15 protein-coding genes and 2 pseudogenes are annotated in these 19,246 nt (G+C 63.6%); 11 read left to right on the top strand and 6 right to left on the bottom strand.

The genetic code is table 11. From position 1 onward, the window contains the following. A pseudogene (locus HNP00_RS18375) lies at positions 1 to 207 on the bottom strand (hypothetical protein); the annotation flags it as partial. Positions 208 to 340: 133 nt separating this feature from the next. Between HNP00_RS18375 and HNP00_RS18370 the strand changes: the two are divergent. Then, positions 341 to 1,015, top strand: coding sequence for a Tn3 family transposase (locus tag HNP00_RS18370; protein WP_221451627.1), 675 nt, complete (start codon positions 341 to 343; stop codon positions 1,013 to 1,015). 294 nt (positions 1,016 to 1,309) lie between these two features. Here HNP00_RS18370 and HNP00_RS18365 read toward each other — a convergent pair whose 3' ends face one another. The 4 genes from HNP00_RS18365 to HNP00_RS18350 form a co-directional block, all read right to left on the bottom strand. Then, positions 1,310 to 2,263 (bottom strand): carbohydrate kinase, encoded by a 954-nt coding sequence (locus tag HNP00_RS18365; protein ID WP_184741157.1) that lies wholly within the window; start codon positions 2,261 to 2,263, stop codon positions 1,310 to 1,312. Between the two features lie 118 nt (positions 2,264 to 2,381). After that, positions 2,382 to 3,176 carry an ATP-binding cassette domain-containing protein gene (locus HNP00_RS18360; protein WP_184741156.1) on the bottom strand — a complete coding sequence of 265 codons (795 nt, stop codon included), beginning with the start codon at positions 3,174 to 3,176 and terminating at the stop codon, positions 2,382 to 2,384. Beyond that, positions 3,173 to 4,219: an ABC transporter permease gene (locus HNP00_RS18355; RefSeq protein ID WP_184741155.1), complete on the bottom strand. Its 1,047-nt coding sequence runs from the start codon at positions 4,217 to 4,219 to the stop codon at positions 3,173 to 3,175. Before HNP00_RS18355 ends, HNP00_RS18360 begins: the two co-directional genes overlap by 4 nt. 97 nt (positions 4,220 to 4,316) lie before the next feature. Beyond that, positions 4,317 to 5,432: a substrate-binding domain-containing protein gene (locus HNP00_RS18350; RefSeq protein ID WP_184741154.1), complete on the bottom strand. Its 1,116-nt coding sequence runs from the start codon at positions 5,430 to 5,432 to the stop codon at positions 4,317 to 4,319. Positions 5,433 to 5,598: 166 nt separating this feature from the next. On the opposite strand from HNP00_RS18350, the gene HNP00_RS18345 reads away from it, so the two are divergent. Next, the gene (locus tag HNP00_RS18345; RefSeq protein ID WP_184741153.1) at positions 5,599 to 6,597 is read left to right on the top strand and encodes a LacI family DNA-binding transcriptional regulator; all 999 of its coding nucleotides are present in this window, start codon (positions 5,599 to 5,601) and stop codon (positions 6,595 to 6,597) included. Between the two features lie 48 nt (positions 6,598 to 6,645). Beyond that, positions 6,646 to 6,939, top strand: a complete 294-nt coding sequence (locus HNP00_RS18340) for a putative quinol monooxygenase (RefSeq protein ID WP_184741152.1) — start codon at positions 6,646 to 6,648, stop codon at positions 6,937 to 6,939. 380 nt (positions 6,940 to 7,319) lie between these two features. Here the strand turns inward: HNP00_RS18340 and HNP00_RS18335 are convergent, their stop codons facing one another. Further along, positions 7,320 to 9,944 carry a GH32 C-terminal domain-containing protein gene (locus tag HNP00_RS18335; protein WP_311770612.1) on the bottom strand — a complete coding sequence of 875 codons (2,625 nt, stop codon included), beginning with the start codon at positions 9,942 to 9,944 and terminating at the stop codon, positions 7,320 to 7,322. A gap of 463 nt (positions 9,945 to 10,407) precedes the next feature. On the opposite strand from HNP00_RS18335, the pseudogene HNP00_RS23010 reads away from it, so the two are divergent. From HNP00_RS23010 to HNP00_RS18300, 8 genes and pseudogenes are all read left to right on the top strand, one after another. Next, a pseudogene (locus HNP00_RS23010) lies at positions 10,408 to 10,530 on the top strand (AAA family ATPase); the annotation flags it as partial. 195 nt (positions 10,531 to 10,725) lie between these two features. Beyond that, positions 10,726 to 11,796 carry a LacI family DNA-binding transcriptional regulator gene (locus tag HNP00_RS18330; RefSeq protein ID WP_184741151.1) on the top strand — a complete coding sequence of 357 codons (1,071 nt, stop codon included), beginning with the start codon at positions 10,726 to 10,728 and terminating at the stop codon, positions 11,794 to 11,796. A 78-nt stretch (positions 11,797 to 11,874) separates the two neighbouring features. Beyond that, complete coding sequence (locus HNP00_RS18325) at positions 11,875 to 13,551, top strand: ABC transporter substrate-binding protein (RefSeq protein WP_184741150.1); 1,677 nt, start codon at positions 11,875 to 11,877, stop codon at positions 13,549 to 13,551. A 127-nt stretch (positions 13,552 to 13,678) separates the two neighbouring features. Beyond that, entirely contained in the window at positions 13,679 to 14,656 is a 978-nt protein-coding gene (locus tag HNP00_RS18320) for an ABC transporter permease (RefSeq protein WP_184741149.1), read from the top strand. A gap of 10 nt (positions 14,657 to 14,666) precedes the next feature. Continuing rightward, on the top strand, positions 14,667 to 15,602 hold the full coding sequence (locus HNP00_RS18315; RefSeq protein ID WP_184741148.1) for an ABC transporter permease: 936 nt from the start codon (positions 14,667 to 14,669) through the stop codon (positions 15,600 to 15,602). Next, positions 15,599 to 16,564, top strand: a complete 966-nt coding sequence (locus HNP00_RS18310) for an ABC transporter ATP-binding protein (protein WP_184741147.1) — start codon at positions 15,599 to 15,601, stop codon at positions 16,562 to 16,564. The genes HNP00_RS18315 and HNP00_RS18310 overlap by 4 nt, the downstream gene beginning before the upstream one ends. Beyond that, complete coding sequence (locus HNP00_RS18305; RefSeq protein WP_184741146.1) at positions 16,561 to 17,631, top strand: ATP-binding cassette domain-containing protein; 1,071 nt, start codon at positions 16,561 to 16,563, stop codon at positions 17,629 to 17,631. Before HNP00_RS18310 ends, HNP00_RS18305 begins: the two co-directional genes overlap by 4 nt. Next, complete coding sequence (locus tag HNP00_RS18300) at positions 17,628 to 19,184, top strand: glycoside hydrolase family 32 protein (RefSeq protein ID WP_184741145.1); 1,557 nt, start codon at positions 17,628 to 17,630, stop codon at positions 19,182 to 19,184. The genes HNP00_RS18305 and HNP00_RS18300 overlap by 4 nt, the downstream gene beginning before the upstream one ends. Positions 19,185 to 19,246: the final 62 nt, after the last annotated feature.

Here is a 19,246-nt window from a genome sequence, read left to right as displayed (position 1 = left end):
GCTGCTGGAGCCTTCACCGAACAACGAGATGCAACTCGCCGCGTCACCGAGCAACACCACGCGGCCGGCAGTCCACCGCGGTACGTCCACGCGGGCGATGGCGTCGAAGTACCTATCGTCGGACGCGCCCCATGCCTCGAGCGCGAGCGTGGTGAGCCATCCGCCCCCGGCGTACGTGGTCGCGACGAGGCGTCTGCCTTGTTCCACTACGAGGCGCTGCGGAACCTCTGGATCCGAGCAAGTTCATTTTTGACCTTCAAACGAGATTGACCAGGTCACTGGAGCAACTGGACAACCGGCTGCTGGCGGGGACTACCGGCGGGGTGAAGAGGCCTCGATTGTGGAGTTCGCGTTCACCGAACTCCTGTGTTTCAAGCTGTTGCCGAGGTTGAAGAATGTCGGCTCGATCCGCCTCTACCGGGCCAGCAACGACGAGGTTTACGGGGAGGTCAACCCGGTGCTCTCCAGGCCGATCGACTGGGATCTTATCGCCCAGCAATATGACCAGATGGTCAAGTACGCCACCGCCCTCAAACTCGGTACTGCCGAGTCGGAGACGATCCTGCGCCGTTTCATCCGGGGCGGACCAAAACACCCCACCTATCAGGCCCTGGAGGAGCTCGACAGGGTCGTGAGGACGATGTTCGCCGCCGACTTCCTCGCAAGCGAGGACCTCCGTCGGGAAATCAATTCCGGGCTGCAGGTGGTGGAGAATTGGAACAGCGGAAACGAAGTCGTGTTTTATGGGAAGAACCGTGACCTCACCGGTCCGGACCGGGAGACGACCGAAGTGTCTATGCTTGCCCTGCACTTGCTCCGATCCTCGCTGATCCTGGTCAACACGCTGATGCTGCAAACCGTGCTCGAGGTCCCGGAGTTCAATGGATTGATCGAGCCAGAAGACCCGCAGGGGTCTGACGCCGTTGTTCTGGACTCATATCAACCCCTACGGACGATTCACCCTCGACATGAACACCCACTTGGACCAAGGTCCGGTGTCTCCGGAGCCGCGTGACCGTGCAGTGGGGCCCCGTCTGGTCCGGGCGGCTGCTTTGTAGCGGAACGGATGATTTTTCGCGTCCTATTGGCCGGCGGCCACAAGCGCTCCCTGCGCCTGCTGACCATCATCCGAACCAGCGGCCCCGGTCGCCTCAATATTGGAACATCGAGCCGGTGGACTGCGTACGCCTCGTCGTCCCGTGGAGCGGCCTCAGATCGGGGTCTTGGAGCCTTCCAGTAGGAAGAGGTGCTTTGCACCTCTTCCTAAGTTCGCCCAGCGGAAGTGGTTTGGCGGAGACGGCTACCCGGACTAGATGGTGGCATAGGGTCGTTGAGGCTCGGCCAGCCGTGTAAGAAGCTCTTTGGAGGTCGGCGGGTTGGCTCCGGGCCGACTGACCGTGATTGCGGCGGCCATTGACGCTGTTTGTCCGATGTTTTGGAGTGCGGCCGGTCCGAATGCTTCGTCGCCCCGGGTCAGCAGTCCGAAGATGAGTGCGGCCATGTAGGAGTCGCCTGCCCCGATGGTGTCGGCAACTTCGGTTTTCACGGACGGCATGCTGAACCGGGCGCCGGGTGTGGCGAGCAGGGCACCGTCGGCGCCCTTGGTGATGACGGCCAGGCGCGCGCCATGTTGCAGCAAGTGGGCGGCCACATCGTCCGGGGACCATCCGGGGTAGAGCCAGTGTGCATCTTCGTCGCTGAGTTTGACGACGTCCGTGAGCGGAAGCAGGTCCTCGAAGATCGTCGTTGCCTCGGTGTGGCTGCCAAGGAGAGCAGGGCGGATATTGGGGTCGTAAGTGACCAGGCAGGACTGGTGGCACTGCTCGAGAAGAGTGCGGACGGTGCCGGCTCCCGGGGCCAGGAACGTGGCGATCGAGCCCGTGTGCAGAACTTTCGGGATCATGGCCGGCGCCACAGCTGCCAGCTGCCAGGCGATGTCGAACTCGTAGCTGGCTGAGCCGTCGGCAGCCAATGTCGCGGTGGCGGTTGCCGTCCTTTCAAGAGAATTGGATCCGGGAAGAAGCTCGACGCCTGCGCTGTGGAGGTGGTTGGTGATGGCGGTGCCGTGTTCGTCGTCGCCGATTGCCGTGAGCAGCCCGGTCCGGACGCCGAGCCGGCCGAGGCCATAGGCGACGTTGGCCGGGGACCCGCCCGGATAACTGATGGATCCTTCGGGGCCGTTGACGATGTCGATCAGGGCTTCGCCGATGACGATAACGTCTATCAGCTCGTGGCTGGAGCCGTCCGGTTGGGGCTTGTGCATCGGGGTTCTTTCTTCGGGTTGACTGGTGGGAGGCCGGTATGGATCCGTCCGCGGACCCGTTAGCAGGTCCGCGGACGGAGAAGGGGCTCCGGTGGAGCGGGAGGTGCCGGTGGGCCTGTCAGGCCTTTGCGGCTCCTGTCATGATGGCGACGGCGTCGGTCATACTGTGGGACTGCGGGGTGATGGTGGCCGCGCACTTGCCTAGGCGCTGGATGTGGATCCGGTCGGCCACATCGAACACGTGCGGCATGTTGTGGCTGATCAGGATGACCGGCAGGCCGCGGTCGCGCAGGTCGCGGACCAGCTGGAGGACCTGGTTCGATTCGCGCACGCCCAGGGCCGCCGTCGGCTCGTCCAGAACGACGACCTTGGACCCGAAAGCCGCCGCGCGGGCCACGGCGACGGCCTGGCGCTGGCCGCCGGAAAGGTTCTCGACCGGCACTGTGACGTCCTGCAGGGTGGAGATGCCCAGGCGGGTCAGCTCTTCCTTGGCCTTCCTGCGCATGCCTTTAGTGTCGAGCATCCGGAACAGGCTCCCCAGGGGGCCCGGGAGTCGTTCTTCACGACCGAGGAACAGGTTCGAGGCGACATCGAGGGCCGGTGAGACAGCCAGGTTCTGGTAAACCGTTTCGATGCCGTGGACCCGCGCGTCCTGCGGGCGTTTGAAGTGCACCTGCTGTCCCGATACGTAGAGTTCCCCGGTGTCGGGGATTTCGGCGCCGGTCAGGCACTTGATGAGCGTGGACTTGCCGGCGCCGTTATCGCCGATGACGGCCAGCACTTCGCCCGGGTACAGGTCCAGGCTCACGCCGTCGAGTCCGACGACGCGGCCGAAGGTCTTGACGAGGTTCCTGGCTTTGAGGATGGGTTCACGGGTGGCGGTGTGGGAGGCTGCAAATTCTGTCATGGTCATGACTTGACCTTTCGGATCCACTGGTCGATAGACACGGCAACGATGATCAGGATGCCGACGGCGAGAGTCTGGTAAAGGACGTCCAGGCCTGCGAGTGAGAGGCCGTTGCGGAAGATGCCGACGATCAATGCGCCAAGCAGTGAACCCCAGATGGAGCCGCGTCCGCCGAAGAGGCTGGTTCCGCCGATCACGACGGCGGTGATGGAGTCCAGGTTGAGATCGACCCCGGCGTTCGGGCTGGCGGCGTTGGTGCGGCCGATCTGGATCCAGGCGCCCACGGCAAGAACTGCGCCCGCGGCAAGGTAGACGCTCATGAGGACGCGGTTGACGGGGATGCCGGCAAGGCGTGCCGCTTCCTTGTCATCGCCGACGGCGTAGACGTGCCGTCCCCAGGCGGTCTTGCCCAGGATGAAAGCGACCACGACGTAGAGCAGGATCATCATGACGACGCCGGTGGAGATGCGTACGGGTCCGATCGGGAACGTGCTTCCCAGCCAGGTGAGCACCGGCGGCATCGCGGATCCGCGGACCGTGCTGCCGCCGGAGTAGAGCAGCGTCAAGGCGACGAAAATGTTCAGCGTTCCGAGGGTGACGATGAACGGCGGGAGCCGGAATCTGGTCACCAGGAAGCCGTTGAGTGCCCCGGCCGCCAGACCGACGGCGAGACCTGCAATGAGGGCGAGCGGCCCGGGGATGCCGTTGCTGACGGCGAGCTGGGCGATCACCATCGAGGACAGGATCATGACCGCCCCGACCGAGAGGTCGATGCCGGCGGTCAGGATAATCAGGGTCTGGGCGATCGCCAGGGTGCCCACCACAGCGACCTGCTGCGTGATGAGAGACAGGTTCTCCACCCGCAGGAAGCGCTCATTGAGGATCCCGAAGACCACCACCGCGATCAGCAGGACAATGGCGGGGCTGAGGGCCGGGTAGCGGTGGAGAATGTTGCGGATTCTACTGAGAGGGGTCCGGCGGTCGAGGAATTCCTCGGCCAGGTCAGCATGCCCGGCGCTCGGCGGGCCGGCGGTCTGTTGCTGGGTCACTTGAATAGCTCCTGAACTTCAATGTTCTATAACTGTTGTCGTGCTGGGTATGCTGCGGGGAGACGCCTTTAGCGCGGCCCCCCGCAGAGGGGAGGCGTTACTTGCCCCAGCAGATCTGGGAAGCAGCCGTCGTGTCGATGCTCTGCAGTCCGGAAACTGCCTTGTCGGTGACGAGTGCGGAGCCGGTGTTGAAGAAGTCCAGGCCCGCTGAGACCGTGGGTTTCTTGCCTGAGGTGGCCAGGTCCTGGATGGCCTGGACGCCCAGCTGGGCCATCTTCACCGGGTACTGCTGGGCAGTCGCGCCGATGATGCCGGACTTGACGTTGTTCACGCCGGTGCAGCCGCCGTCAATGGAGACGACCAGTACGCCCTTGTCCTTGCCCGCGGCCTTCAGGGCCTCATAGGCGCCTGCCGCGGCAGGTTCGTTGATCGTATAGACGACGTTGATGTTCGGGTTCTTCGACAGCAGGGTTTCCGTCGCCGTGCGGCCGCCGTCTTCGGCGCCCTGGGACGCCTGGTTGCCGACGATCTCGTAGTCCCCGCCCTTGCCGCCGGTGTACTTGCCGGTCTTGGCCTCGTCACCGTTCTTCGTCTTGTCGGCGGTGTCGATGCCCAAACCGGTCAGGAACCCCTGGTCGCGGTTGTAGTCAACCGAGACGACCTTGTCGCTGAACAGGTCCACCAGCGCAATGGTGGCCTTCTTGCCGTCCAGCTGCGCCGCGGTCCACTGGCCGATCTGCTTGCCGGCCGCGAAGTTGTCGGTGGCGAAGGTGATGTCCACGGCACTTGCCGGGTCCGGCGGGGTGTCCAGGGCGATCACGTACAGCCCCGCGTCGCGGGCCTTCTTGATTGCATCGACGACGGCCGGCCCGTTCGGGGTGATCAGGATGCCCTTGTCACCCTTGGAGATGGCGTTCTCGATGGCCTGGATCTGGGTGTCTTCGTCGCCATCGGACTTGCCCGCGGCGAGCTTCAGGTCAATATTGCCACCCTCCGCTGCCTTCTTCGCGCCGTCCTCCATCGCCACGAAATACGGGTTGGACGTAGTCTTCACGATCAGGGAAACGCCGATCTTTCCTGCGGCGCCTCCGCTGGACGACGAGCTGGAGGAACTGCCTCCGCAGGCGGTCAAGCTAAGTGCGCCGAGGGTCAGGACTGCGCCGGCGGCAAGAAGGCGGGTCGCGGCCGACCTCGGGGCTTTGGAACTCAACATTGAAACTCCTGTGTTTGTGGCGCCCTTCCGGCGCCAGACAACGATGTCATGTATCATGTAACCAAGCTCACACTGTGGAGTCAAGTGTTAATCGAAGATGAGGAGCAGTTCGTTGACAACGGTGTCTAATCGTTACCAATCCGTTTCCGGTCGGAGGCCTCCGACGATGAAAAACGTCGCGGATCTCGCGGGAGTAGGGATCAAGACGGTCTCGCGAGTCGTGAACAACGAATCCGGCGTTTCGGAGGAAACACGCCAGCGGGTGCTCAGGGCCACGGAACAGCTCCAGTATCACCTCGATATGACCGCGGGCAGCTTGAAACGGTCCGGTCGCAAGACCCAGTCCATCGGGTTGTTGCTGCCCAGTGTGTCCAATCCCTTCAGCGGAGAGATTCACCGGGCGCTGGAAGACGCGTTGACCGAGCGTGGGATTGCGGTTTTCGCCTCGAGTCTGGATGACGACCCGCAACGGGAGAAGAAGCTGATTTCCGCTTTCCTGGGCCGCCGGGTCGACGGGCTTGTCCTGACCCCGATCGCCAGGAGCCAGGCATACGTCATCCCGGAGCACTCACGGTCCCTGCCCATGGTGTTCATCGACCGCGAGCCGGTGGGCATCGAAGCCGACGCGGTGGTCACGGACAATGAGGTGGGCGCCTCAAAGGCGGCCGCGCACCTCATCCGCCACGGCCACACCAGACTCGCCTACCTCGGCGACCGGACGGACATCCAGACGGCAACGAAACGCCGCACGGGGTTCCTGGAAGAAATCGGCAGGGCCGGCATTGCGACATCGACCATCCCGGTGCGCAACGGACTCCACGACGAGGAGACCGCCCTCCGGGCGGCGATCGAGTTGCTCACCTCGGAGAACCCTCCCACCGCGATCTTCTCCAGCCAGAACCTGATCACCTTCGGTGCCATGCGCGCGCTGAGATCCCTCGGGTTACACCACAGGGTTGCCCTGATCGGATTTGACGACTTCACCCTGGCCGACATGATGGAACCGGGGATCACCGTGATCGCCCAGCACCCCGAGCGCATCGGCAAACTCGCCGCCGAACGGATCCTCGCCAGAATCGACGGAGACGACGGCGCCCCGAAAACCTACATCGTCCCGTCAGAACTGATCCCCAGGGGATCCGGCGAGATCCCGCCACTGAACTAACAACCAACTCTGCAAGACATCCGAACCCACCAAGCAAAAGGACCGGACATGACCAAAACACTGTACGCGGAATTCACCGTCAGGGAAGGCAGCGAAGCGAGGGTGGCCGAAATGATGGCAGAGCTCACCGGCCACGTCCGCCGGGAACCAGGGAACGTCATGTTCCTGCCCTACACCCGCGAAACCAACCCGCGGGAATACTTCGTGTTCGAGGTCTACCGCGATGAAGCGGCATTCGAGGAACACATCGGGGCGGAATACGGCCGGAAATTCAACGCCGAACTCGGCGGGCACATCGAAGGCGACGGCTCCGTCCTGACCTGGCTCCATCCACTGGCCTAGGTCCCGGGCAAGGCCGGAGGCCACGCACGGGCCGAAACGAACAGTTTCTGGCTCCTAGCGGTCGTTGCACCACCCGGATTTCCTCGGGGCGGCAACGGCCGTTGAGCATTTGACATCGAGACCAATTGGAGTCAGGAAGTCCATGTAGCCGGATATGCTTCTTCGCCGCGCCGGACGGCGGATCCAACGAGGACACGAACTGGCTGCTCAGGAGAATCCTCAAACGAGTGGGTGATGCGCGCCGGGAAATCGAAATCAGCGCTTTGCCGGTTGCGGGCCTCCAGGCTGTCGGCGATGAGCGACCCCGGGATGGGTGCTGCGCCCGCAGCGGGTACGTTGCGGGCGCAGCGGTCTGGTAGGTGTGTTGCCGGGATTCGCTGTTATTGCTGGGGGCTAGCTGATGGCAAGGCTGACTTCATCTGCTTGACGTCCAGGGAGGTGAGGGTCGCGTTTCCTCCGTTGGAGAAAGCTTCGATTCCTTGGCTGGATGGGTCGGGGAAGATCTGGTCTGTCAGGACGATCTTTCCGTCGTCGGCGAAGACTTCGACCGAGGACCAGTCGACCAGGATGTGAAGTTTGACCGCTCCTCCAGTTGTGGTTAGCGGCGCGGTCTGGACTCCGGGGAAGCTGGAGCTGAATCCTACGGCGCCGGACTTGGTCCGGTCGATGTAGACCTGTCCGGACTTATTGTCATAACCGATGAGAGTTTCCTGGCCGGACCCGGTGCGGACCTTCAGTCCATAGGAGCTGGCGGTACCGGCAGCGAAGGACGCGGTGATGTCGACCGCTTTCCCTGTGGCCGGCAGGACGGTGCTTCCGGCGGGCACGGACATTTTCTCCTCGTGGACGGACGGCCCTGTGGTGAGTTCGTTGAGCTGATTGACTGGTGCCTGCGCCAGACGGGTTACCCCGTCAAGGTTTTGAAGTGACAGCTCCCGGGGGACCGTCATCGCGCTGCGCCAGGGTGAGGTGGGGATGGATCCTCCGTAGTCCCAGTTGTTCATCCAGCCGATCATGATCCGTTTGCCGCCGGGGGCGTCGTTGAAAGTGACTCCGGCGTAGTTGTCCTTGCCGTAATCGACCCAGTGTGCGCGCTGGATTGCCGGTTGTGCAGCGGCGTCCGAGAGAGTGAACTGGTCGGCGAGGATATGCCCCCAGCCCCCTGTGTTGTTGTCGCTGATTTCGATGTGCCCGGTTTTTCCTTGAAGGTCGCTGAGGTCCCAGCTGTTCCAGTCCAGGCTTTCGCTGTCCTGTCCAGTGGAGCTTCGCACGACTTTTCCGTCCACCACGAGGTTGACGGAGGTCTGCGTGTCCCAGGGCTTGGCTGCGGCGTCGGCGAACACGATGTCGCCCACCATGAGGTGGCCCCATCCGCCGGTGGACCCGTCGTTCTGGTCCACGACCTGGATCTGTGCCTGCTGGCCCTGGTACTTGCTCACGTCCCAGTTCGTCCACGTCAGGTCAGGGCTGTTGGGGCCGGTGGTGGTCTCGACGACCTGTCCGCCGATGATCAGGTTGACCGCGGTCGGGTTCGCCTGACCCGCGGGGTGGTTCCCGCCGGCGACCTGGAGATCGATGTACGGGCTGTTGACCGTGAACGTCGGCGAGGTGATGGTGCCCGTGCCGGGATCTCCAGCGGGCGCATAGGTGTCCAGCACCTTCGGGCCGAGCTGGTTGGGCAGGCTCTCTGTCGACGGGCCGGAGTTGACGAAGGATCCGGTGGCGGTCCACCCGGCACCGTAGGTGGTCCCTGCGAAGTCATTGAAGACCTGACCAGTCGGCAGGGTGCCGAACGGTACCGTGTTGGGTACGTAGGGGTGGTTGCCGCCGCCGACGAGGAAGTTCAGGTGGGGCTTGCTGATCGTGAATGTCTGCGAGCTCAGCGTCCCGGTCGACCCGTCGCCGCCGTTGAAGCTGTTGACCAGGTAGTTGCCCGGGAATCCGGAGACGGTCTGCTGGTTGGGCAGCGTGCCGGCGGCGGGCGCGGTGCCGAACGCGGTGCCGGTGGCTGTCCAGCTCCCGAAGCTGCCGGTCTCGAAGCTGTCCAGCGGAGTTCCCGCCGGGGCGACGTAGGGTTTGTCATCGGAGGTGAACGTCGTACCGTCGAAACTTCCCGTGAAATACTGCACGCCCGAACCCCCGGCGATCCCGCCGGGGTTGAGGTTGACCGTCAGTACCCACTTCTGTTTCCCGGGATTGGCCGGGTCCGGCAAGGGGAACAGATCCGGGCACTCCCAGACGCCGCCGGTGGCACCGGCAGGTCCGAAATCACTCAGATGGTTCCACGTTTTCAGGTCAGGAGAACTGTAGAAAGTCACCTTGTGCTGGTCAGACAGCACGGCTGACATCAGCCACTCATGCCCGGCCTCGTACCAGAACACTTTCGGGTCCCTGAAATTGTTCGAGCCGATATCCAGGACAGGGTTCCCGGCGTACTTGGTAAAGGTCCGGCCTTTGTCCGTGCTGTAGGCGAGAGCCTGGGACTGCTTGCCTGTGGCTTTATCGGCCGCCGTGTAGATGGCCACCATGGCAGGGTTGCCCGGCTGTCCGAAGCCTGTGGTGTTGTTCTTGTCGATGACCGCGCTGCCGGAGAAGATCATGTCTTTCCCATCCTGCGGAATGGCCAGCGGTAGCTGGGTCCAGTGCACCAGGTCGGTGCTGACGGCGTGGCCCCAAGACATGTTGCCCCAGGTATCCCCGGAAGGGTTGTACTGGAAGAACATGTGGTATTCGCCCTGGTAGTAGAGCAGACCGTTCGGATCGTTCATCCAGTTCGTTGCCGGGCTGAAGTGGAACTGGGGCCGGTATGTCTCGGAATAGAGCGGGGAAGTTACGGCCGCTCCCGAGGCAGTTGAGGCCGCCCCGGAGTTGTCCGCAGCGAAAGCCGGTGCGGACAGCGGAAGCGCGCTCCCCGAGGCCATCACGGCGGCGAGGATCAGGGCGTTAAGGCGCTTTTTCGAGTGTGGTCCCGGTGCCAGCCCGGGACCGGAATGTGTGCGGCGCACGTATTCACCTTTCGTGTCGACAGTGACAAGCAGGTAATGCCGGTTGTCGCCCGGCCTGGTTCTGGTAGGGACTTGGTTGAATCAAATCCTGCGCGCGTTTTGCGCCAGAGTCGCCGGAACGTAGACAACGTTGTCAGGAGGGGAATCTACGACCTGTCCACCGGACAAGTCAACGGTTTCAAAGAAAATCACGGGGCAGGATATGCGATGCAGACACATCAACCCGGGGCCCTTACCGCCTGGTGGATGGATCAATCCCAGCACGCGGACCAAAGCAATCGCGGCAATTTCCCAAGCCCAATCCAACGAGTCATCTCCCGCTCGGATGCTCCGATCCTTCGGATCTGCCGGTCGGCGCGTGCCCCTATCGGGCCTACGAGGGAGCGGGGCGAACCTAACTAAATCGCCGGGCGGCGAGGAGTCGACTAGGAGGAGACAACGGTGTCGACCTCGGAGATTGGCCTTCACCGACCCGCGCCTCTGCGCGGCCATCGTGGACCGGCTCACCTTCAACGGAACCATCATCGAAACCGGGACCGGCTCCTACCGCCTCGCCCACACACTGGCCCAACAAGCGCCCAGCTAAGCCCCCACGAGGAAGTTCAAGGTGTGCTCGTGCGGGGTGGCATGCCGGTGGAAGCCGTTGACAGCTACGAGGTAACGCGTGTAACCTCGCTCACAATGCTGTAGGTAACTCGCGTTACTTACCGGCAAACGCGGGACACCCCAGACCGAACCCTGGCACAACACCCGGGACCAACAAAGACCACCGGAGCATTCAATGGCGAAAACCACGACCCCCCAGAAAGCCGCGGCTGTGCGGCAGCGGGGTGTCACCATGAGTGATGTCGCCCAGCACGCCGGTGTCTCCCGTACAGCGGTCTCGTTCGTGCTGAGCAACCGCGAAAACGCCAGCATTTCTGAGGAAACGCGCACCCGCATCAACGACGCCGTGCAGGCTTTGGGTTACCGCCCGAACGCCGGAGCACGCGCGTTGGCTTCCCAGCGCAGCGATTGGTACGGAATCGTCACCGAGATCGTGACGGCCCCGTTTGCAGTGGACATCATCAAGGGCGCCCAGGACCAGGCCTGGCTTGACCACCGGTTCCTGCTCATCGCGCCTTCCGACCAGGCCGATGCCGTAGGACCCAACCAAGGCCTGGAAGATGCAGCAACGGAAAAGCTGCTGGAACAACGAGTGGAAGGACTTTTGTACGCGGCAACATACCACCGCGGCGTGCATGTTCCGGAAAGCGCCCACGAGGTTCCCACTGTCCTGATCAATTGTTTCGACGCGGACGGGAAGCTGCCCTCGATCGTCCCGGACGAGCGCGCCGGCGGCAGGGTTGCCGTCGATCGTTTGCTCCGGGCCGGCCACAGCAGGATCGGAGTCATCAACCTGGACCCGGACATCCCCGCTGCCGTCGGGCGTTTGGAGGGTGCACGCGAAGCACTCGCGGGCGCCGGGCTGGAACTGGACCAGGAACTCGTCGTCTCAGGGCACGCGACAGCGGATGGGGGCTACGATGCGGCCTGCGAAATTCTGGACCGTTATCCAAAAGATCAAAGGCCGACCGCACTGTTCTGCCTCAATGACCGCATGGCGATGGGCGCTTATGACGCCATCAAGGAACGGGGACTGACCATCCCCGGAGACATCGCCGTGATCGGCTTCGACAACCAGGAACTGATTGCGGCCTACCTCAGGCCCAAGCTCACCACGGTTGCGTTGCCCTTCGAGAAAATGGGCGCACTGGGAGTCCAGACGCTCGCAGCTCTCACAGCAGGACAGCCGATCACTGCCGACCAGCAATTGGTCGACTGTCCGCTGCTAGAACGCTCTTCAGTCTGACCGCGAAATCACTACTGAAGAGCAAACCCTTACCCACCCCTTCACCTTGCTGATGAAGATAGGAAAGAGATACCCATCATGACACAAACCCGGTTCTTGAGGTCTGCCCGGATCACCGCGGCCGGACTGGCTGTGGGTGCAATGCTGCTGACTGGCTGCGCTGCCACCGTCAACAAGTCCGCAGGCACCGACGCCGGAGCCAACGCGAACGCCTTCCTGACCATCCCGCGTGAGGACATGAGCACCTTCGACCGTAACTTCAACCCCTTCGCCCCCACTGTGAACCCCATGGTCCAGCAGGCCATCTACGAACCCCTGCTGGTCTTCAACCCGGCCAAAGGCAACACCGTCCCCTGGCTGGGCGCCTCCTGGGACGCTGCCAAGGACGGCAAGTCCGTCACCTTCACCCTGCGTGAGGGCGTGAAGTGGTCCGACGGGCAGCCTTTCGTCGCCGATGATGTGGCCTACACCTTCCAGCTGCAGAAGAAGCTCAAGGGCGGCTTCGAGTACCTGGATTCCGTCACTCCGGTGGGCACCAACAAGGTGACATTCACCTTCAACAAGCCCTGGTCCCCCGCGCTCTATGAGATCGGGCAGCTCCCCATCCTCCCCAAGCACGTTTGGTCATCCATCGCCGATCCGGCGAAGGACACCAACGCCACCCCCGTCGGAACCGGCCCCTATACGCAGGTGGACAGCTTCCAGTCCCAGTCCTTCGTGCTGAAGAAGAACCCGAACTACTGGCAACCTGACAAGCAGAAGATCGCCGGCATCAAGATGCTCGCGATGTCCGGAAACGATGCCGCCAACCTGGCCACCGTCAACGGCGATGTGGACTGGTCCACCCAGTTCATCCCGAACATCGAGAAGACCTTCATCGCCAAGGACAAGGACCACCGCCACTTCTGGTTCCCGCCGACGGGCGCCATGATCAACTGGCAGTTGAACACCACCAAGGCGCCGTTCAACGACGACACGGTGCGCAAGGCCCTGAGCATGGCGGTTGACCGTGACCAGGTCACCAAGATCGGCATGAGCGGATACGCCACTCCGGCCGACTGCACAGGCCTCTCCGGCAACTACGCGAGCTGGAAGAACGCCGATGTGGCGAACAACTGCACTTGGACCAAGCTGAACGCCGACGAAGCGAACAAGATGCTCGATGCCGCCGGTTACCCCAAGGGCGCGGACGGCAAGCGCACCCTCAAGGACGGCAAGCCTTTCGAGTTCAAGATCTCCGTGGGCGCCAGCTCCTCCGACTGGCTCTCCGTGGCCAACGTGATCTCCCAGAACCTCCAGGCCATCGGCGTGACCGCCAAGGTGGACTCCCCTGACTGGGCCTCCGTCGTCTCCGGCTACGAGCAGGGAACGTTCGACACCGGCATCGTCTGGAGCTCGAACGACCCCAGCCCGTTCAAGTACTTCGGCTCCGCCATGGGCACCTCCACCGTCAAGCCGGTGGGCGCCAAGGCCACCGAGAACTACCACCGTTTCGGCGATCCAAAGGCCGATGATCTCCTGCAACAGTTCGCTGCTGCTGGCGACGAAGCCGCACAGAAGCAGATCGCGAACCAGCTTCAAGCAGAATACAACGCGGTGGCCCCGACGGTTCCACTGTTCTCCGGCCCCGAATGGGGCGACTACACGGACGTTCACTTCACGGGATGGCCCACTCAGGACAACCCCTACGCAACGCTCTCTGACCGCTCCCCCACCACGGTCCTGGTCCTGACCACTCTGGAACCGCGCAAGTAGCAGGCGCCAGTTCTCGGCCGGTGGCTGCCGCTACCATATTCCGGTTCCCACCGGCCGAGAACCTCTTCATCTTTCCCGCCCGGGGCCACTGTCGTCCAGGACCCCGCCTTTCCCGAACGGAGCCACCGTGCGCTTCATCCTGCGCCGCCTGGGTTTCTACCTGATTGCCTTCTGGGCCTCCATCACCCTGAACTTCCTGCTCCCGCGTTTCATGCCGGGAGACCCCGTCTCACGCATGTTCGCCCGTACCCAGGGCAAGATGCAGCCCGAACAGATCGAAGCCCTGCGCAAGATGCTCGGCGTGGATAAGCGGCCGCTCTGGGAACAGTACGTCGACTACATGCACAACATCCTGACCGGCCAGATGGGTGTCTCCATCTCGCGTTTCCCCACCCCGGTCACCGAGGTCATCGCCAGCCAAATCGGCTGGACCCTTTTGCTGGGCGGAACCGCCTTGGTGTTCGCCGCCATGATCGGCAATCTTCTCGGCATCCTGGCCGCCTGGCGACGCGGCGGCGCGATCGACTCCGGCCTGCCGCCGCTCCTGATCTTCATTGGATCCTTCCCGTACTTCTGGCTCGCCATGGGAGCCCTGTACCTGTTCGGCGTGGTGCTGGGCTGGTTCCCGATCCGCCACGCTTTCACCGATGGACTGGAGCCCGCCTTCACCTGGGAGTTCATCGGCGACGTCGGCGCGCACCTTGTGCTCCCGGCGCTGACGATCGTCCTGGTGTCCATCGGTGGCTGGATGCTGGGCATGCGGAATACCATGATCGCCACGAACTCGGAGGACTACATCACCATGGCCGAGGCCAAGGGTCTCCGGCCGGGCCGCATCATGCTCCGTTACGCGGCAAGGAACGCCATGCTCCCGTCGGTCACGAGCTTCGGCATGGGGCTGGGCTTTGTGGTGGGTGGTGCAATGCTCACCGAGGTGGTGTTCGCGTATCCCGGCGTCGGCTACCAACTCCTCAACGCCGTCCAAGGCCTCGACTACCCGCTTATGCAGGGCCTGTTCCTGACCATTACCGCCGCCGTGCTACTGGCGAACTTCCTGGTGGACATCCTCTACGTCCGCCTCGACCCGCGTGTGCGCAGCAACTGAGGGACCCATCATGACAACCGCAATTCTCAAGCAGCCCGCTGAGCCCACTGAGCCCACAGCTGCCCGCAAGCCCAACCGCAGTTTCGTCCACGGACTTATCACCAACAAGAAGGCCCTGGTGGGCATGATCGTGATGCTCGTGTTCATCGCGCTTGCGTTGCTGGCCCCCGTGCTGTTCCCCGGAGACCCGTCGCGGATCACCGCGATGGCCTCGATGGAACCGTCGCCCGAGCACTGGCTCGGCACCACGGCCAAAGGTCAGGACGTGCTTGCCCTGACAGTCCATGGCTCCCGCAGTTCCCTGTTCGTCGGGTTGACGGTGGGCTTTGCATCCACCTTCATCGGCATTTTGGTGGGCCTGGCGTCGGCGTACTTCGGCAAGTTCATTGACGAAGCACTGTCCCTGGCGACCAACGTCTTCCTGCTCCTGCCGGGACTCCCGCTCCTTGTCATCCTGGCAGCTTTTCTGCAGCCGGGTTTGGGAACAGTGATCCTGGTGCTCGTGGTCACGGGCTGGGCTGGATCGGCACGTGTGTTGCGCTCCCAGGCGTTGTCCATCCGCTCAAAGGACTTTGTGGCCGCGGCCGTGGTGTCCGGCGAACGGGCGGGCCGGATCATGTTCCGGGAAATCCTGCCGAACATGGCATCGATCGTCATGGGAACCCTGCTCGGCTGCGTGATTTACGGCATCGGCGCCCAGGCCGGCATGGAGTTCCTTGGCCTGGGCGACGTGAGCACCGTTTCCTGGGGCAACAACCTCTTCTGGGCCGGCAACGAGGGCGCCCTACTGACCGGCAGCTGGTGGGTCTTTGTTCCCTCCGGTGCCTGCATCGCGCTGGTCGCGTTCGCACTGGCCCTCATCAACTATGCCGTGGACGAGGTCACTAATCCGCGGCTACGGAAGATCAAAACCCCAAAGAATACCGAAAGGAGCGCCGCCAAGTGACAGTCTCCCAAGTTTCCTTCGGCTCCCATGAGCCCGTCCTGGACGTCAAGAACCTCAGCGTCAAGTACATCGGCGACACCCGCTCCACCACCGCCGTCGACCGTGTTTCCTTCAGCATCGGCACCGGTGAGGTGTTCGGGCTGGCGGGCGAGTCCGGCTGTGGGAAGTCCACCATCGCCAACTCGATCATGCGCCTCCTGAAGGACCCCGCGAAGATCGCCGGCGGCAGCATCTCCTTCGGCGGCAAGGATGTCCTGGCCATGAGCCCGGACGAGCTGCGGCGCTTCCGCTGGCAGGACGTAGCCATGGTGTTCCAGTCGGCCATGAACTCGCTCAACCCGGTACTGACCATCGGCGAGCAGATCGTGGATATTTTCACCACCCATGCGGGCCACTCGCGCAAGGAATCGCTGCGGCGCGCCGGCGAGTTGCTCGAATTGGTGAGGATCGACCCCGCACGCCTCAAGTCCTACCCACACCAGCTCTCGGGAGGCATGCGGCAGCGCGCCGTGATCGCCATGGCCGTAGCGCTCAAGCCGTCCCTCTTGATCCTCGACGAACCCACCACCGCGCTGGACGTCGTGGTGCAGCAGGAAATCATGGCCCAAATCAAGGAACTCCAACGCGAACTGGGATTCTCCGTCCTCTTCATCACCCACGACATGTCCCTCATGGTGGAGCTCTCGCACCGCATGGCCGTGATGTACGGAGGCCGGATCGTGGAGACCGCGAAAGCCCAGGACGTCTACGCCAACCCCCGCCACCCCTACACTCAGGCCCTCATGGGTGCGTTCCCGCCGCTCACCGGTCCGCGGATTCCGCTGACCGGACTGCCCGACGGCGTGAAGTTCCGAAACATCCCGGACCTCAGCCAAGCAGCACCCGGCCATTTCGTGGCACCGGTCAGTGCCGACGCTTCAGCGGCTGATGACACCGCCATCATGGAAGGAGCCGCACGATGAGCCACGCTGTGCTGTCATCCCGACGCCCCTCCGCCGACACCGAAGCTACGGCCCTCGAGGTCCGCGGACTAGGAAAGTCTTTCCCTATAGGTGGTTTGTTCTCCCGGGAGTCCGTCCGGGCCCTGCACGGCGTAGACCTGACCATTGGCCGCGGAGAAATCGTGGCCCTCGTGGGAGAGTCCGGGTCGGGTAAGAGCACCCTGGCCCGGTGCGTTGCCCGGCTGGAACGACCGAGCTCCGGCGCGATCCTGATCGACGGCGTCGACGTCCTCAAGCGCGACCGCTTCCAGGCATCGCGCGCCTTCCGCTCCCAACTGCAGATGGTCTTCCAGGATCCCTTCGGCTCGCTGAATCCTGCCCACAGAGTGGAGCATTTCCTGCGGAGGTCGCTAGCGATCCACCGGAAGGGCGGCAGCTCCGAGACAGAGACACAGCAGCGACTCGAGGAGCTTATGACCACCGTAGGCCTGCAGGCCGACATGCTGAACTCCTACCCGCACGAGCTCTCCGGCGGACAGCGCCAGCGAGTCGCGATCGCCCGGGCCCTCGCCGTGGAACCACAGGTCATCCTCGCTGACGAACCCACCTCCATGCTGGATGTTTCGGTCCGGATCGGCGTGCTGAACCTGATGCGCAAACTCCGCGATGAGCAGGGAACCTCCATGCTCTACATCACACACGACCTCGCTTCGGCCCGATACCTCGCGGACCGGACGGCCGTCATGTTCGCCGGTGAGCTCGTTGAAGAGGGCGAGTCCTTGGACCTCCTGGCCAACCCGGCCCACCCGTATACGCAACTGCTGGTCTCAGCCGTCCCGGATCCGGCCAGGGCGGGCTCCTACGATCCCGTCCGCCGGGCCGAGCTGCGGCAGGCTGTGATGGCTTCGACCACCTGCGCTTTCGACGGCGACCCAAACCAGGCCTGCTCGGCCGAGGAACCCGTTCGCCACGGTGTGGGCGACCCTGAAAACCTCCACTGGGTGCGCTGCCACCTCTACCGCCCGCAGGCTGGAGCCGGCGGCCACGCCCTGGCAACTGAACCTACCGACAACAAGGCCTCCGCATGACAGAATCGACGCACCCGCTCGCCACCGTCCCCCAGGACGAACTGATTGCCCGCGCCGATGCGGACCCCCTTCGGCCGCGCTTCCATTTCGTGTCCCCGGCCGGTTGGCTGAACGACCCCAACGGCGTGAGCCAATGGAACGGCACCTATCACCTCTTCTACCAGTACAACCCCGAAGGCGCCTTCCACCACCGCATCCAGTGGGGCCACGCCACCAGCACCGACCTCGTCCACTGGACGGACCAGCCGGTGGCACTGGAACCGTCCGCAGGTCCGGACGCCGACGGCTGCTGGTCGGGGGTGTTGGTGAACGACGGTGGCACGCCCACCTTGGTGTACTCGGGCCGGCTGGGCGAGAAGGAGTTGCCCTGCGTTGCCGTGGGCTCCGCAGACCTGCTGAGGTGGAGCAAAATTCCTCAAAACCCGGTCATCGCATCCCCGCCGGCCGGCGTGGAGATCACGGCGTATCGCGATCACTGCGTGTGGCGCGAGGGTTCCATCTGGCGGCAGTTGGTGGGATCGGGTATTCGTGGGCGCGGCGGTACGGCGTTCCTGTACGAGTCCCGCGATCTGCGCTCCTGGGAATACGTCGGGCCGCTGTTCATCGGTGACGCCTCCCAGGGCGATCCTGCCGATACCGACTGGACCGGGACCATGTGGGAATGCGTTGACCTGTTCCGGGCAGGCGGGGGCTCGTTGGGTACGGTTCGTACTTCTGCTGACGCGCCCGACGTGCTGGTTTTTTCCGCATGGGACGACGGCGACACCAGACACCCGCTGTACTGGACCGGTCGCTATTCGGAAAACTCCTTCGAGCCTGCCGGGCTGCATCGGCTCGACTACGGAGGACGGTTCTTCTACGCGCCGCAGTCCTTCCAGGATCAGTCCGGCCGACGCATCATGTTTGGCTGGCTGCAGGAGGGCCGCAGCAATGCCGCGATGGTGGAGGCCGGATGGTCGGGCGTCATGAGTTTGCCGCGCGTCACCACCCTGGCCGATGACGGGACCCTCCGTTTCGCACCCGTGCCCGAAATCGAGAAGCTGCGCCGGGACCACGTCGGCCTGCCGGAACAGGAATTGGTGCCCGGGGCACCTGTGCCTACCGGGGTGTCCGGCAACCAACTGGACCTCGAACTGGATGTGCAGCTCAAGCCTGGTGCTGTGCTGCGGCTGGGCTTGCTTGGATCGGCTGACAATGGTGTCTCCGGCAGTTCCAGGGAGGAAACAGTGATCGAGCTGTGCCGGACCACTGAAGGCGGCAGCCAAGGCACACTCCGCCTCGATCGTACTCAGAGCAGCCTCGATCCAACCGTTGATGTCGACGACAAGTCCGGACCGCTCCCGATGCCCGACGGCCGGGTGCACCTGCGCGTTCTGGTGGACCGGTCCGCCGTCGAAATTTTCGCCAACGGCAAGCCGCTCACCGCCCGCATTTACCCGACCCTGGCCGGTGAGCACGTGAGCATCGCCGCCGAGGGCACCGTGAGGCTGCTCTCCTTCGATGCCTGGACCATGGCTGAGATCTTTGGAGGAGCTCGGAACCTCTTCCCCTAACTCAGTCCGCCCTCTCCCGCCTTTGGAGTCATGTCCAACATCTGTTCAGCCGCCGAACAGCG

It is taken from the genome of Arthrobacter sp. AZCC_0090 (genome assembly GCF_014207375.1).
Classification (GTDB): Bacteria; Actinomycetota; Actinomycetes; order Actinomycetales; family Micrococcaceae; genus Arthrobacter.
This window is presented reverse-complemented; position numbering and strand designations above follow the sequence as displayed.

What these genes read in the sequence shown, in the direction of transcription:
- HNP00_RS18305 (WP_184741146.1), top strand. Translation starts at nt 16,561, where the DNA reads ATGAGCCACGCTGTGCTGTCATCCCGACGCCCCTCCGCCGACACCGAA.
- HNP00_RS18365 (WP_184741157.1), bottom strand. Translation starts at nt 2,263, where the DNA reads ATGCACAAGCCCCAACCGGACGGCTCCAGCCACGAGCTGATAGACGTT.
- HNP00_RS18300 (WP_184741145.1), top strand. Translation starts at nt 17,628, where the DNA reads ATGACAGAATCGACGCACCCGCTCGCCACCGTCCCCCAGGACGAACTG.
- HNP00_RS18325 (WP_184741150.1), top strand. Translation starts at nt 11,875, where the DNA reads ATGACACAAACCCGGTTCTTGAGGTCTGCCCGGATCACCGCGGCCGGA.
- HNP00_RS18350 (WP_184741154.1), bottom strand. Translation starts at nt 5,432, where the DNA reads ATGTTGAGTTCCAAAGCCCCGAGGTCGGCCGCGACCCGCCTTCTTGCC.
- HNP00_RS18360 (WP_184741156.1), bottom strand. Translation starts at nt 3,176, where the DNA reads ATGACCATGACAGAATTTGCAGCCTCCCACACCGCCACCCGTGAACCC.
- HNP00_RS18315 (WP_184741148.1), top strand. Translation starts at nt 14,667, where the DNA reads ATGACAACCGCAATTCTCAAGCAGCCCGCTGAGCCCACTGAGCCCACA.
- HNP00_RS18340 (WP_184741152.1), top strand. Translation starts at nt 6,646, where the DNA reads ATGACCAAAACACTGTACGCGGAATTCACCGTCAGGGAAGGCAGCGAA.
- HNP00_RS18330 (WP_184741151.1), top strand. Translation starts at nt 10,726, where the DNA reads ATGGCGAAAACCACGACCCCCCAGAAAGCCGCGGCTGTGCGGCAGCGG.
- HNP00_RS18345 (WP_184741153.1), top strand. Translation starts at nt 5,599, where the DNA reads ATGAAAAACGTCGCGGATCTCGCGGGAGTAGGGATCAAGACGGTCTCG.